This is a genomic window from Paenibacillus phytorum (genome assembly GCF_013141715.1).
GTDB lineage: Bacteria > Bacillota > Bacilli > Paenibacillales > NBRC-103111 > Paenibacillus_E > Paenibacillus_E phytorum.
In genome coordinates this window covers 55,400-69,404 of record NZ_WHOA01000164.1, presented here as the reverse complement: position 1 = coordinate 69,404, position 14,005 = coordinate 55,400, and the positions used below count along the sequence as shown (strand labels likewise).

The window sequence follows — 14,005 nt, the reverse complement described above, 5'->3', positions numbered from 1 at the left end:
AACTGCTGAGATTCAATGACTATGCTCTTCACTCCTGATCTTTGCAATAATTGTCTGGTTTCTTCCAGATTCCTTAGCTTTATACAAGGCCTGGTCGGCCATATGAATCAGCCCTTCAGCCGAATCTGAGTGCAAAGAATAGTGTGCGATGCCCTGGGAGACAGTAATAGGCTTTCCAACAGGATTTGCATTATTTTCTAGTGTATTGCGAATTCGTTCGGCAACAAGATAAGCCTCCTCAGCAGCAACTTGAGGAATAAGTGCAATGAATTCTTCACCTCCGAAACGACAACACACATCACTTGGTCGAACAGCTGAAATGATAATTTTTGCGAAATGCTTCAAGACTTCGTCCCCAGCTTGATGACCATAAGTGTCATTAATAGATTTGAATCTATCAATATCCATAATAATAATAGAAAACGAAGTTTGCTCCTCAATCCATTTATGCATGATTGCTTCGAGTGTTCTTCGGTTTGTTAACCCGGTCAATGGATCTGTCATTGCATCATGCGTCAATTGATCGGTCTGTTTTTTTATAGCTGTTAATGCATATCTAACTGCTTTTGATAACAAATCGACTTCTCTATTCCAATGCTGTTTTCCTTCAGGGAGTTCGACTTTTTCTCTACCGATTTTGCTCACCAGGTCGGCCAAGGATACAAAAGGTTTCGCCAATCTGCGCGCAAGCCCTATGACGATTAGCATTAATAACGAAAATGGAAGTATCGCATACAACAGAATGGCTGTTATATGACGACGCAATTGTTCATAAACGACACTTATTGGCGATTGCACAACTACACCCCAACCATTTTCTGGAACCTTTACGTATCCTGCTAGTAAAACCTCTCCCTTCAAATTGACCATCTGTTCATATCCGCTTTGACCTTGAATAAGCTTTCGAACGACTTGATTGGCGCTGTTATCCTCGCCTAACCGAGTTGTGTCGCGATGGAACAGCACCTGACCGTCGGATTCCACTATGTAAAAATATGAACCTACTTTATCTGTCGGGTTGCTCCCGAAGATCATATTCAATATGTTGTATTCTTCAAGGTAAAGAGTTCCTCCGATAAAGCCCCGGTATATACCTTCCTTATCGAATATGGGTTCGCTCATAAATACGAGGAGACGCTTGGAATTTACAGAAATGTAAGGTTTGGAGAGGTAGGGCTTTTGCGATACTAATGCTGCCTTAGCCGCTTCCGTTGTAATATATTTTCCGGCTGTGCCGACGGATTCTGGAGACACATTTCGAACAAGTCCCGTTTCATCCACCACAGAAATGGAATTAAAGTAGTTGCTGCTATGACGCATTAACTCTAGATTAGAATATACTTCATCTGCATTCATGGCGTTTATATTTGAAAAGATGCCTGCAGAATAGTACAAGCTGCTACGCATGGATTTAAACAAAGAGTCTATAGTCTGGCTCATTTTTCCAGCACTTGAAAAATTCAAAGTGAGTGTTGTGTCGATCAGTGATTTTTTTTTCGATTGATAGGAAGCAACGAGCAGAATGGTTAAAGTCAGAAGAACGGATATGGAGACCAGCCCTACTAAAAGTGTGGCCAAGCTAATCTTATTTCTTTGGTTTGCTTTTATTTCGTTTAGCATAGGCACTGGACGCCACCTTTGTGCTGAATTCGACATATTTCGCTATATTGAGCCTTAATTATAAAACAAAATACCTATAAATGCAGTAAGGAAATTCCATATACCATGTCTAAAGGCATGTACTAGCGGAATTATTAGGCTATAAAACAGTTTGATCCAATAAAGGTATGAACTGCTTGGCAGCAGGTGAGAAATGTTTATTGCGATGATAAACATAACTGATTCCTCTAAGGAATTTGATTCCTTGGATAGGGACCTTAACTAGCAAACCATGATTAATTTCCTGTTGAATAGCAAAGTTAGAAACGATAGAGACTCCGAGGTTATGGATGACGCCTTGTTTGATGCCTTCCAAATTACTAATTTCCATATATTTGGGAGGGGTGAACCCGTGCTCTTTAAATTGATCTTCTAAGTAAATTCGTGTAGCAGATTTATCTGGTTTTAAAATTAATGTTTCGTTAACCAAATCCTCTAGCGAACAATCCTGCTTCTGTGCCAGTTTGTGTGATGGATTAACGATAAGAACTAGTTCATCCTGATAAAATGTTGTCCGTTGATAACGAGTTTCATCAATCCGTACACGATCAGAAAGAATCAAGAAATCAACTTTATTGGAATCCAACATGTGAATTAGGTGGTTGGAAGATGTAATATTCATATTTATTTTAATATTTGGGAATTTAATGGAATATTCTCGCAGCATTCTTGGGAGTAGGTAAACGCCAACGAAATTACTTGCTCCTATGGATAAGGTTCCAAAGGATAAATCCTCGAGCTGCCTAATATGATCCTTAGCCGAGTAAAGTAAATTAATAATTTGTTCGGCATATGGTTTGAAATGTTCACCTTGCTTCGTTAAATATAGCTTTTTTCCGATCCTATCAAAAAGGGGAACCCCTAATTCTTCTTCCATACTTTGGATTTGCATACTTACAGACGGTTGGGAGCAATAGAGCTGTTCAGCTGCTTCAGTAAAATTAAGGCATTCCGAAAGTGTAATAAAGGTCTGCAGTTTGTTTACGTTCATCTTTTACCCACCATCCAAGTTTCGATTTACTATAACATTATCTTATTATTATCTAAATGTAATCAAATTGTATAATAATACTACTGTGAATATAATGAAAGTGCAATCAGTTGAAATAAGGAGGATGTCAATTTTTTTTAGACAGGAGTGATTACAACGATAGATCTTGAGAGGAAAAAAGCGATGTTTACTAATTGGAAATTAGCCACTAAATTGCTTGCTTTGTATGTCGTCAGTTTCATGGCTTTAACCTTGTCAACGGGATTGTCTTCAAACTCTTGGCATGGTACGACAATGAATGGGGATATGTTAGTAGAGTTTTGGATTTAATAAGTATGGTTCTTAACAAAAAGCGGGGAGTGTTTATTTAATTATGACGGATAACAAGGGGTCATCACTAGAATTAGGAGTTATAGTGAAAGCGATTACAACACACTACATTGAGGAGAATGAAAGATGACAAATGCCCTGACAACCGCCGAAAAGGATGGTAAGGAGCCGCCTCTCCAAAAGAAAAGTAAAGTGGAAGAAATTATGAAAAAGTGGGGAATTCCCCTTGCGGTTATAGTTGCACTACTTCTATTCTTTATGCCTACACCGGAAGGGATGAGTGTACAAGCTCAAAAATCAATTGCTATTTTTACGGGATCGCTAATTCTATGGATAACTACCCCCATTCCCATTTATTTAACATCCATCATTGCCATATTGCTGCTTCCTTTAGTTGGAGCTGTTAAAGATCAAGAAGTAGCATTCGGAACGTTAGGTTTTGACGTAATTTGGTTAATGGTTGCTGCATTTATCCTCACTTCAGCTATGATGAAGTCAAATTTGGGTAGAAGATTTGCATTATGGATGGTCACGAGTTTTGGGAAAACACCCAAAAGGACGCTGCTCGTACTTATCATTATTAACTTTGTCCTTGCTTTTTTCGTACCTTCGACAACGGCAAGAGCTACGCTAATGGTGCCTATTTGCTTGATTTTGTTAGAAGTTTATAAAGCTATACCAGGTAAAAGCAACCTTGGAAAAGTCATGATGCTGCAAGGCGTTCAAGCCGACGCTATTGCTACATCTGGCGTTATGACTGCCACTTCGGGCAACATCATTGCCGTTGGTTTTATCAATGAACAAGCGGGTGGCCACATTGGTTATATCGATTGGTTGTTAGCTTCTATGCCTACGGCTATCATCACAATGCTTCTGACATTCTTCATTGGGTTTAAACTCTTCTCATTAAAGGGCGAATCCAATTTCCAAAATGCTATGGATACTTTGAAGGATGAATTGAAGAAATTAGGTTCCTTTTCACTAAATGAAAAGAAGGCTTTAGTTATCTTTGTTTGTACGGTTATTCTTTGGGCCACAGGTGATTATCAAAAAGGTTGGTTTGGTTTTGAAATCAGCACAGAACAGACTGCGGTTCTTGCTGCGCTCTTTTGCCTACTTCCTAGAGTAAGGGTTCTTACATGGAAAGAAGCAAACATTAAATGGGAACTCATGATATTCGCTGCTGGAGCTTATGCTGTTGGTAATGCGCTCGATAAATCGAAAGGCGCGGAATGGATTATCAAGAATGTAGTTAGCTTTTTGGGACTGGAGCATATGAGTCATGCCTTGGTTTACGTGGTGGTTGTATTCCTAAGTATGTACAGTCATCTCATATTTACGAGTAAAACCGTACGTGTGACGATTTTAATCCCAGCATTTATTGCTTTGGCCAAATCATTGGGTATGGATCCTGTACCTCTGGCATTAGCTGCTGCTATGACGATGACGTATACAATAACGCTTCCTCCTCATTCCAAGGTGAATACCATCTATTTTGGAACTGGTTATTTTTCCGTGTTGGATCAAGTGAAGTATGCGATTGTTACTTGCTTTATTGGAGCTAGCGTTATCAGTTTATCAATATTCACCTGGTTTAAACTGCTGGGAATATAAACATATACGGAGGAAACCATGCTTAGAAGAAAAGTTATTTTGGCTATTGCTGACGGAATAGGGGACCGTCCCCATCCTTTACTAGATCATAAAACACCATTGGAATACGCAAAAACGCCAAATCTAGACCTACTGGCCACAAAAGGTACGACAGGAATGATGGATTTAATTGCTTCCGGAATTCCGGTTGGCACGGATATGGGCCATCTGATTTTATTTGGCTACCAGCCTCATCACTACCCAGGACGTGGCCCGATTGAAGCTTTAGGAATTGGCATGGACATTAAGCAGGGCGATGTTGTCCTTCGCTGTAATTTTGCTACCGTAAATGATAACGGGATCGTCGTTGATCGTCGTGCTGGCCGGATACGAGAGGGGGCCGATGAATTAGCGGCGGCTATTAACGGTATGGAGATCGATGGCATTGAAGTTTACTATAGAGCGGCTACCGAACATCGAGCTGTTCTGATTCTGCGGGGAGATGGTTTGAGTGATAAGATCAGCGATTCTGATCCCAAAGCTCCAAATGATGGAGTGCCCTATCATGAGGTAGAGCCACTGGACAAATCTGAGGAATCCAAGAGAACAGCTGTCATTATAAATCTCTTCCTTAAGAAGGCACACGAAATATTAAGAAATCATCCAGTTAATGCCGAACGTCTTGAGCAGGGGAAGATGCCTGCAAATTTTATTCTGACCAGGGGTGCTGGGCAAATAGCAGATCTTGAACCCATTGTAGATCAGCTTCATATTATGGGGAGCTGTATTGCTGGAGAAAGCACGGTATTAGGTGTTGCTCAATTAGCCGGTTTTAAGACGATCACAGATAGCAGTATGACAGGTAATATAGATACGAATATCGAATTGAAAGCCAGATTGGCAATTGAAGAAATAGCCGAGAATGACATCGTATATGTGCATATGAAAGCACCAGATGTTAAAGGTCATGACAACTTACCGTTTGAAAAAGCAAAGGCTATCGAGCTGTTTGATCGGATGGTAGGGTGTATTTTAAACAAGTTACCTGATGATACCTATCTCGCCCTAGCTGCCGATCATTCTACACCTTGCGAAGTCGGTGAACACACGGGTGATCCGGTTCCAATTCTCATTTACGGGCCAAGTATCCGTAGAGATCGAACCATGGCGTACAATGAATTGGATTGTGCTTATGGGGGATTAGGGCATTTATCTGGAAACGATTTTGTTAGAACCTTACACGGGTTAATGGGAATTGTGAAAAAACAGGGTAACTAGATAGGTGGAGAAATGGATGAGGCTCCTATGCTCTACATTGGTGAAGAGGTTGGCAGCTTGAACGGACCCGAAGTAGATGTGGCTGTAGATCCGTTAGAAGGAACTGACCTTGTTGCAAAGGGATTGAATAATGCGATGTCAGTGATAGCTGTAGCAAACGAAGGGAATTTGCTTCATGCACCGGACATGTATATGGAGAAACTGGCGGTTGGCCCGGCATTAGTTGGCGTTCTGAGTATTAGCGATCCACTAGAAATTACTCTGATAAAAGCAGCAGAAAAGTTAAATAAAAAGGTTTCGGATTTAACCGTGATGATATTGGACCGAGCCCGACATGAAGAAAAGATTCAAACTCTGCGAAAGATTGGCGTAAGGATTAAGTTTCTTTCAGACGGAGATGTAGCGGGGGCCATGGCGCCGGCATTTCCGGGAGCGGGGATAGATCTGTATGTGGGTTCGGGAGGGGCTCCCGAGGGTGTACTGGCGGCAGCTGCCCTTAAATGCTTGGGTGGGGAGCTGCAAAGTAGATTGATACCAGCTGACGGTATTGAGTATGATCGATGTCTCCAAATGGGGATCGAAAATCCCTATAAGGTCTTATCGATGGAAGATATGATTGGTAAGGAAGATGTAATTTTTGCGGCTACAGGAATAACGCCTGGCGAGTTCTTGGGCGGTGTGAAATATTACCCAGATGAGCGAGCGGAGACTCATTCAATCGTTATGCGAGCGAAAACTAAAACCATAAGATTCATTCGTACATTGCATTATTTACCTAATAAGCCGTTAATACATAAGTGAAATGGATGATTAGAATGGCAAGTTGTACTGGGTACAATAATTTTCCTTGATTTCTTTTGAACAATCAGGAGAAGTCAAAACAGTGCCCAGTTTTTTGATTTATAAACGTTGACTCATCCTATGCTGCTGCCTAAATTCATTCGGCGAAAAACCCGTAAACCTTTTGAACATTCGGGATAAATAAGGCGTTTGCATGCCTAGTTGTTCGGCTATTTCGGCGATGGTCATATCCGAATGGAGGAGCAGTGAGTTAGCCTTTTGCATTCTCTTTTTATTGATGTAGACGATAGGTGAGACGCCAAGCATCGATTTGAAATAATGTAAAAAATACTTCGGGTGAAAGTGGACGAGTTGGGATAACATGTCTACTGTCATTTGCTCGGTCAGGTGCTTTTCGATATATTGCAGTACGATATACAGTTTATGGACGGATGGAATCGATGCCGTTTGCAGCGGATCTACCGTTGATCGTTCAATGAATCGTGACATCATATGAAATAATAACGATTTGACAATAAAAGGCGCAGCTAGTCCATCGCTTTCATGCTGGGTAATCAGCTCTTGAAACTGGTTTTTTATCGTTTCGTCATTTCTCATGGCGATGCAATGAGGTGTGATCAACAAATCAAACAAATTATTTTCCCCGACGGTTGCAGTAAAGTGACACCAATATGTTAAAAAAGGATGGCTCTCATCGGTTGAACAAGATATTCGCGTGCCGGCTGGCACAAGAAACAGCTCCCCTGGAACAGGGTAGTATTCGATATTATTGATTTTCAGCCAACCTTCTCCTTCCAGAAAAAAATAGAGGACGTTTTCTCCTTGAATGATGTTGGTACCACCCCAATCAGGTCTCACTCTCGTAAGAGCACCTGTCGACATGTGGATCTGTGTATTCGATAAATAGGTACGAGCCAAATCCATCCTGTTACTCACCTTTTTCATGAAGATAGCTTACTATTGTGCAAAAATCTCCTATTATTATATATTCATTTCCCACTTTCCGCATCTTACAATTAATATTAATCACATTGTTTGAAAGGGGATTAATATAATGAATCACACTATACTAGCCAAGCCATCGGAGCAGCAGCTTAAGTGGCAGGATTTGGAATTTGGGATGTTTTGTCATTTCGGTATCAATACGTTTTGCGATCAGGAGTGGGGGGAAGGTACGGATTCTCCGGAATTGTTTAACCCGACGCAGTTTGATGCTCTGCAGTGGGTTCGCTCAGCCAAACTAGCGGGAGCCGCTTATTTTGTTTTAACGGCCAAGCACCATGATGGCTTCTGTCTATGGCCGACGGAAACGACCGATTATTCCGTTAAATCGAGCCCTTGGAGAAATGGACAAGGCGATGTTGTTCGTGAGGTTGCGGATGCGTGTAAGCAGGAGGGTATCCGTTTTGGTCTCTATTTGTCGCCGTGGGATCGGCATGAACCATGTTATCCGGACAAGGAGGCTTATGACGATTTTTATGCCAATCAGCTTACGGAATTGCTAACGCAATACGGGCCGCTTGTCGAGCTTTGGTTCGACGGGGCCGGCTCTCATGGCAGGGAATACGACTGGAGACGCATCATGGGATTAGTGAAGCAGTATCAACCCGATGCGATGGTTTTCAACATGGGGGCGCCCACGATCCGATGGGTAGGCAATGAGGATGGCGTTGCGCCTTATCCGTGCTGGAACACGGCTGAATCCGCTAAGCTAAGCATGTATACGCAAGATATGGCGGCATGGCTGCCGGAAACCCCGGCTTGGGTGCCCGCCGAGTGCGATGTGCCGATCCGCAAGGATCGCTGGTTCTGGCATCCGAACGACGAGCACACGCTTCGCTCGCTGGACAACTTACTCGATATTTACTATCGCTCAGTTGGACATGGCTGCACGCTTTTGCTAAATTTGGCCCCCGATAATCGGGGACTCTTGCCTGAGTTGGACGTTAATCGACTGATTGAATTCACAGACGAAATCAAGAGAAGATTCTCTAACCCCATTGCCGCGACGGATGGAGAGGGAGATTCTGTACTATTGTCGTTTGTGGCGGAAACCGATGTCAATCACGTGATTTTAATGGAGGATATTGCCCACGGCGAACGCATTCGCTCTTACGTGCTCGAGGCAGAGCAGCAAGGGCAATGGATAGAATTGGTCAAAGGAAGTGCCGTCGGTCACAAAAAAATCGACCGGTTTGAAACGGTCCGTACCAAGCAGATGCGGGTTCGAGTTACGGCTAGCGTAGACAAAGCTCTGATACGGAGCTTTGCAGCTTATAATTGCTGATCATGTGAATTGATTTGCAAATCACTTTAAGGAGAAGGCTAACTCTATTGTAGAACATTCTACATTTGAGATAGCCTTCTCTATATGTTAAGGAACTTTCGGAGTTAACTGTGCTACCCAGCACTACCATTACACTCGCGGAACGTAGATACCTTATTTTGCTCGAAACCACTTATTTCCGATTTTCGCGGAACGAGGAGCCGCTATTTCCTGTTTTCGCGGTGTGAAAACCGTAAAAACACCAAAATAGCGCTCCTACGTTCCGCCTATCTGCCCAGTATCGGCGTAATCGCCGAAATAGCGTATCCTCGTTCCCCGCCTCCCCGCCAGCCTAGATTAGCAGTTTATATGTCCGAATTCGCTCCTGACCACTTATGACAACCAGCATCTGCTTGTCTACTAGATTACGAAGGAGAGTTCTCGCATGTCTCGTTGTGACATTAAGGTGATCCGCCAACTCAGCTGGGGTAAGGGGGCGAAGCAGCCTTCGAGCAAACCGTAAAGCTTCGCTTTCTAGCCACGACAAGTCCTTCGGCACGCCTGTTGATACGAATTTTCCGATTAAGGAAAGCACTAGCTGCTGGCATTGTTTCGGTGTATCGGTTATCGATGAATAGGCGATCGGTATAACTACCCATCCGTCTAATGCGAGGTGACTATGCCTCATGCATAGGTCCTTGAATCGCCATGCTTCGATATCGCGAGCATGAGAGCCGAAGCCTTGCACTTCAATGACACCTTTAGCATCACCGGGCATGTAGGCAAGATCTAAATATCGATACCCATTGGAGAAGTCGCGCACCTCCCATTCGGGGTAAAGATGATGAAAGTTCCCGACGACGGGGTACCAAATCGTGCGCAGAAATTCCGTCTCCGCGTGGCCTAGTCCCTTTTCCGGACGTTCCCGTCTTCTCCCGTTCGCTTCTTCTTCCACCTGCTGCTGCATAAAATGCTCAAATGCTTGTTCAAATTTCAAACCATATCATCCTCCATCGTACCGGCCGTAAATAAAAACGCCACCCCAATCCACGAACGCAAAGTAACTAATCTACTTGGCGCTGCATGAGATTAAGAGCGGCGTGTGCTTCACGACCATTTTACAACCAGTATATAGCAAATAATTGTCCTCCCCTAGGGGAGCAAGCGAATGGTCATTCAAAAATAAATGAACTCGCCATCTTGGGGGATAAACACCGAATCTAACGCATTTTGTTTATCTAGATAAGAAAGAAGATCTTTTCTTGTTAACGTGCAGTGACTAATTGCATCCATATGCACGGCTACAATTTTAGACGAGGGAGATACCTTTAAGACTTTAATGATATCTTGAGGGGTCATAGTGATAATAGAACCCAACAGCAGCTGAGCTCTTGGCGTATTTAAGATACAAACCCGAGGCTGGTACTGTTTAAAAACTTGGTTGATTTGATCGGTAAAAATGCAATCTCCTACTATATATAAGGAGTTCTCATCTGAAGTACTCAGAATATAACCGGATACTGGACCAAGCAGTTTAGATACGATTCCCTTGGCATGCTGGCCACTAATTCTCCTAAAATCAATTCCGCACCATGGATGGGTATCATCTATTGGATAAACGTTATAGAAACCACAGGATTTAATATATTTTTGATCAGCAGGTTGGCAAAAGACGGGGACCTTCTTGTTTAGAACGGTCTTTGCTGTTTTATCGAAGTGATCAAAGTGTAAATGAGTTAGTAGGATAGCATCGATTTTATCAAAAGTATCTAACGTTACGGGGAGAGGTACGGATGGGTTTCTACGTAAAGTCCTTGTAAAAGGAACTGGAGGGAGCTGTCCCACTTCACTTAACATAGGGTCGACAAGAATTCTTTTGCCATTCATTGTAACAAGTGAGGTTGCATTACGGATATGTTGAATAGAAAAAGACATGGCTATCATCTCCTAATTATAGAAATAGCGTGTTTCAAATAAAGTACCGACCGGTCTGTTTTAAAATAACACAGCGATAGGTATTCTGCAAGAAATTTTTTCCACACTTTGTTTTGCGAATCTTATGTAATTTTGATTGTTTTTCAAAAAGTAGTATGCTATTTTAAGACCAAACGGTACTTTTTTGATAGGAGGTTGTACCATGCGTAAGGGCCAAATAACGAAAGAACATATCATTCGTGAGTCTGCTGGTTTGTTTAATACAAAGGGATATACAGGTGCTTCCCTATCTGAAATTATAGAGCGTTGCGGTATACGCAAAGGCGGGATTTATAATCATTTTGAAAACAAGGATGAAATTGCTCTTGCGGCCTTTGATTATTCTTTTTCGCAAATTCTAGGGCACCTATTCAAAGCACTAGAGAATGCATCCAACTCAAAAGAGAGACTGTTGGCCATATGCAAGGTTTATATCGATCTCATTGAAACCAACTCTTTGGAAGGAGGATGTCCGATATTAAATACAGCGATTGAAAGTGACGACGGACACCCTCATCTCAAAGAACGGGCTCAACAAGCGATGGGAATTTTTATCGAGAAGCTAACCTTGATCATTAACAATGGCATTGAGAATAAAGAATTTAGAAAAGAGATAGATCCTGAAGAGGTTTGCAGCTATATTATTGCTGTGGTAGAAGGCGGCGTTATGCTGAGTAAATTATTTGATGATAGCAAGTACATTCGACATTGCGCGAGTAATGTTAGGCAATATATCGATGATCGGATGCTGATCAAAGAATAATAAAATGACTAATGGATTCAAACACTATTGTACCCAACCAAAACAGGGCCTGCCGCAGCAGGTCCTTATTTTTTGTTCATTTATGCAAGGTTTTGTTAGAGGTACGAAAGTCATTTACACAGATTCTGTTTCATATATCTTTTAGAATGAGTATGCAAAGAACGCGGACTATGAGAGGAATCAATGAAATGGAAATTCCGAGACGGAATCAAGGTACGTACGGAAATGTGCCACAGCCCATCCGAAGTGATGGCGCGGGCGGGATGGATACCGGTCCCCGGGATGTTATGAGAGATATTGAAAATCCTGATATGCTGGTTCCACCTGTAACGGATTCTGGCTTACTCCCTAACATGAAATTTTCATTCTCTGACACTTCTATGAAGTTAAATCATGGAGGATGGTCACGGGAAATCACCGTCAGAGAGCTGCCCATTGCGACCACGCTCGCAGGTGTAAATATGAGCTTGACACCCGGTGGTGTCCGGGAATTGCATTGGCATCAACAAGCAGAATGGTCCTATATGATTTTGGGGCGGGCAAGAATTACGTCAATCGACTCAGAAGGACGAAGCTTCATTGCCGATGTCGGCCCAGGCGACCTGTGGTACTTTCCCCCGGGACTGCCGCATTCCATTCAGGGGTTGGAGCACTGCGAATTCTTGCTCGTCTTCGATGACGGTAACTTTTCTGACCTTAGCACATTATCGATCTCCGATTGGTTTGCACATACGCCCAAAGATGTACTGTCGGCCAATTTCGGCGTACCCATGAGTGCCTTTAACAACATTCCTTCCGGGCAGGTTTATATCTATCAAGACAAGATTCCTGGTCCTCTGGAAAACGAGAAGGTACAGTCCCCATACGGAACTACACCCCTGAGCTTCAAGCATCAGCTGCTAGCACAAACACCGATTAAAACACCAGGAGGAAGCGTACGAATCGTTGACTCTTCTAATTTCCCAATATCAAAAACTATCGCAGCAGCGCTTGTGGAGATTGAACCAGGTGCTATGAGAGAACTGCATTGGCATCCGAATAACGACGAGTGGCAGTATTACCTTACCGGACAAGGGCGCATGACGGTATTTGCTGGTAATGGGATAGCCCGAACATTTGATTATAGAGCGGGTGATGTCGGCTATGTACCATTTGCTACGGGTCACTATATTCAAAATACCGGTAATCAACCGTTATGGTTTCTGGAAATGTTCAAGAGTGACCGATTTGCTGACGTGTCATTGAATCAATGGATGGCGCTTACCCCTCGCGACCTGGTTAGAAACAATTTGCATGTTGGACCCGAATTATTGGATGCGCTGCGTAAAGAGGAATGGCCGGTCGTCAAGTATCCGGGTTTTTTACTCAAGTCTCAGTCATAACGCCGCCGTTTACGTGCAGCACCTGTCCGGTTACAAAAGAGGAATCATCCGATGCCAAGTAAATGTATGTCGGAGCAAGCTCAAATGGCTGACCGGCACGCTTCATCGGTGTCTCTGTACCGAATGTTTTTACGTATTCAGCGGAGTAGCTGGAGACGATTAACGGGGTCCAGATTGGACCCGGAGCTACCGCATTCACGCGGATTCCTTGTTTCACTAGTTGAAGCGAAAGCGAACGGGTGAAAGATACGATTGCGCCTTTGGTCGATGAGTAATCTACAAGCAAAGGCGCCCCCGCGTATGCCGTAACAGATGCTGTGCTGATGATCGAGCTTCCTGACTGCAAATAGGGAAGTGCGGCTTTGGTCATAAAGAAATGCGGAAAAATATTCGTGCGGAATGTATCCTCGAGCTGCTGGGTACTGATATTCAGGATACTCACTTGGGGGAACTGAACACCTTGATTCAACACCAGAACATCGATTCTCCCGAAAAATTCCAACGTCTTTTGCACGATTTCATTGGAGAATGCCTCGTCTCTTAAGTCCCCGGCAATCGGAAGGCAGCGCCGGCCATAGTGCGATACCATTTCTGCCGTTGCTTTGGCGTCTTCATGCTCGTAAAGATAAGGAATGACCACATCCGCGCCCTCTTTGGCAAAGCCGATAGCCACAGCTCTTCCGATTCCGCTGTCTCCCCCCGTAATAATAGCGACCTTGCCTTGTAATTTCCCACTCCCAACATATTGCGGATTGTCTGATATTGGCGTTGGAACCATTAAGTACTCCAAACCAGGTTGTCTGTCCTGATGCTGCGGCGGAAAGGTAACCGGTTTATTTTCGCACTTTGTTTCATAGCTGTAATAAGGATATTTCGGGTACATAGCCATCCTCCATTCGTTTTTACAACAGCATGATATTCACCCAGGTCATGTATGGTTCTAAATGCTGTAATTCTAGTAGGAGTTT

The 14,005-nt window shown here is 43.1% G+C and carries 11 protein-coding genes and 1 pseudogene; 6 read left to right on the top strand and 6 right to left on the bottom strand.

Going from position 1 to position 14,005, the window contains the following annotated elements:
• Window positions 1-12 precede the first annotated feature (12 nt).
• Window positions 13-1,620 (bottom strand): sensor domain-containing diguanylate cyclase, encoded by a 1,608-nt coding sequence (locus GC098_RS23960; protein WP_171645731.1) that lies wholly within the window; start codon window positions 1,618-1,620, stop codon window positions 13-15.
• A gap of 139 nt (window positions 1,621-1,759) precedes the next feature.
• On the bottom strand, window positions 1,760-2,650 hold the full coding sequence (locus tag GC098_RS23955) for a LysR substrate-binding domain-containing protein (protein WP_171645730.1): 891 nt from the start codon (window positions 2,648-2,650) through the stop codon (window positions 1,760-1,762).
• A gap of 456 nt (window positions 2,651-3,106) precedes the next feature.
• On the opposite strand from GC098_RS23955, the gene GC098_RS23950 reads away from it, so the two are divergent.
• The 3 genes and pseudogenes from GC098_RS23950 to glpX form a co-directional block, all read left to right on the top strand.
• Window positions 3,107-4,594: an SLC13 family permease gene (locus GC098_RS23950; RefSeq protein ID WP_171645729.1), complete on the top strand. Its 1,488-nt coding sequence runs from the start codon at window positions 3,107-3,109 to the stop codon at window positions 4,592-4,594.
• Window positions 4,595-4,612: 18 nt separating this feature from the next.
• Window positions 4,613-5,851, top strand: coding sequence for a 2,3-bisphosphoglycerate-independent phosphoglycerate mutase (locus tag GC098_RS23945; protein ID WP_171645728.1), 1,239 nt, complete (start codon window positions 4,613-4,615; stop codon window positions 5,849-5,851).
• A gap of 6 nt (window positions 5,852-5,857) precedes the next feature.
• Window positions 5,858-6,652: pseudogene (glpX, locus tag GC098_RS23940) on the top strand (class II fructose-bisphosphatase); the annotation flags it as partial.
• Between the two features lie 99 nt (window positions 6,653-6,751).
• Here the strand turns inward: glpX and GC098_RS23935 are convergent.
• Window positions 6,752-7,597: an AraC family transcriptional regulator gene (locus tag GC098_RS23935; protein ID WP_171645726.1), complete on the bottom strand. Its 846-nt coding sequence runs from the start codon at window positions 7,595-7,597 to the stop codon at window positions 6,752-6,754.
• Between the two features lie 109 nt (window positions 7,598-7,706).
• Between GC098_RS23935 and GC098_RS23930 the strand changes: the two genes are divergently transcribed.
• Complete coding sequence (locus GC098_RS23930; RefSeq protein ID WP_171645725.1) at window positions 7,707-8,939, top strand: alpha-L-fucosidase; 1,233 nt, start codon at window positions 7,707-7,709, stop codon at window positions 8,937-8,939.
• Window positions 8,940-9,270: 331 nt separating this feature from the next.
• Here the strand turns inward: GC098_RS23930 and GC098_RS23925 are convergent, their stop codons facing one another.
• Both GC098_RS23925 and GC098_RS23920 read right to left on the bottom strand, forming a co-directional pair.
• On the bottom strand, window positions 9,271-9,885 hold the full coding sequence (locus GC098_RS23925) for a transcriptional regulator (protein WP_171645768.1): 615 nt from the start codon (window positions 9,883-9,885) through the stop codon (window positions 9,271-9,273).
• A gap of 209 nt (window positions 9,886-10,094) precedes the next feature.
• Window positions 10,095-10,853 (bottom strand): MBL fold metallo-hydrolase, encoded by a 759-nt coding sequence (locus GC098_RS23920; RefSeq protein WP_171645724.1) that lies wholly within the window; start codon window positions 10,851-10,853, stop codon window positions 10,095-10,097.
• 202 nt (window positions 10,854-11,055) lie between these two features.
• Between GC098_RS23920 and GC098_RS23915 the strand changes: the two genes are divergently transcribed.
• On the top strand, window positions 11,056-11,655 hold the full coding sequence (locus GC098_RS23915; protein ID WP_171645723.1) for a TetR/AcrR family transcriptional regulator: 600 nt from the start codon (window positions 11,056-11,058) through the stop codon (window positions 11,653-11,655).
• 188 nt (window positions 11,656-11,843) lie between these two features.
• Window positions 11,844-13,037, top strand: a complete 1,194-nt coding sequence (locus tag GC098_RS23910) for an oxalate decarboxylase family bicupin (protein ID WP_171645722.1) — start codon at window positions 11,844-11,846, stop codon at window positions 13,035-13,037.
• Here the strand turns inward: GC098_RS23910 and GC098_RS23905 are convergent.
• Window positions 13,021-13,920 (bottom strand): SDR family oxidoreductase, encoded by a 900-nt coding sequence (locus tag GC098_RS23905; protein WP_171645721.1) that lies wholly within the window; start codon window positions 13,918-13,920, stop codon window positions 13,021-13,023. The two genes, GC098_RS23910 and GC098_RS23905, sit on opposite strands and share 17 nt — an antisense overlap.
• Window positions 13,921-14,005 lie beyond the last annotated feature (85 nt).

What these genes read in the sequence shown, in the direction of transcription:
- GC098_RS23960 (WP_171645731.1), bottom strand. Translation starts at nt 1,620, where the DNA reads ATGCTAAACGAAATAAAAGCAAACCAAAGAAATAAGATTAGCTTGGCC.
- GC098_RS23955 (WP_171645730.1), bottom strand. Translation starts at nt 2,650, where the DNA reads ATGAACGTAAACAAACTGCAGACCTTTATTACACTTTCGGAATGCCTT.
- GC098_RS23950 (WP_171645729.1), top strand. Translation starts at nt 3,107, where the DNA reads ATGACAAATGCCCTGACAACCGCCGAAAAGGATGGTAAGGAGCCGCCT.
- GC098_RS23945 (WP_171645728.1), top strand. Translation starts at nt 4,613, where the DNA reads ATGCTTAGAAGAAAAGTTATTTTGGCTATTGCTGACGGAATAGGGGAC.
- GC098_RS23935 (WP_171645726.1), bottom strand. Translation starts at nt 7,597, where the DNA reads ATGAAAAAGGTGAGTAACAGGATGGATTTGGCTCGTACCTATTTATCG.
- GC098_RS23930 (WP_171645725.1), top strand. Translation starts at nt 7,707, where the DNA reads ATGAATCACACTATACTAGCCAAGCCATCGGAGCAGCAGCTTAAGTGG.
- GC098_RS23925 (WP_171645768.1), bottom strand. Translation starts at nt 9,885, where the DNA reads ATGCAGCAGCAGGTGGAAGAAGAAGCGAACGGGAGAAGACGGGAACGT.
- GC098_RS23920 (WP_171645724.1), bottom strand. Translation starts at nt 10,853, where the DNA reads ATGTCTTTTTCTATTCAACATATCCGTAATGCAACCTCACTTGTTACA.
- GC098_RS23915 (WP_171645723.1), top strand. Translation starts at nt 11,056, where the DNA reads ATGCGTAAGGGCCAAATAACGAAAGAACATATCATTCGTGAGTCTGCT.
- GC098_RS23910 (WP_171645722.1), top strand. Translation starts at nt 11,844, where the DNA reads ATGGAAATTCCGAGACGGAATCAAGGTACGTACGGAAATGTGCCACAG.
- GC098_RS23905 (WP_171645721.1), bottom strand. Translation starts at nt 13,920, where the DNA reads ATGTACCCGAAATATCCTTATTACAGCTATGAAACAAAGTGCGAAAAT.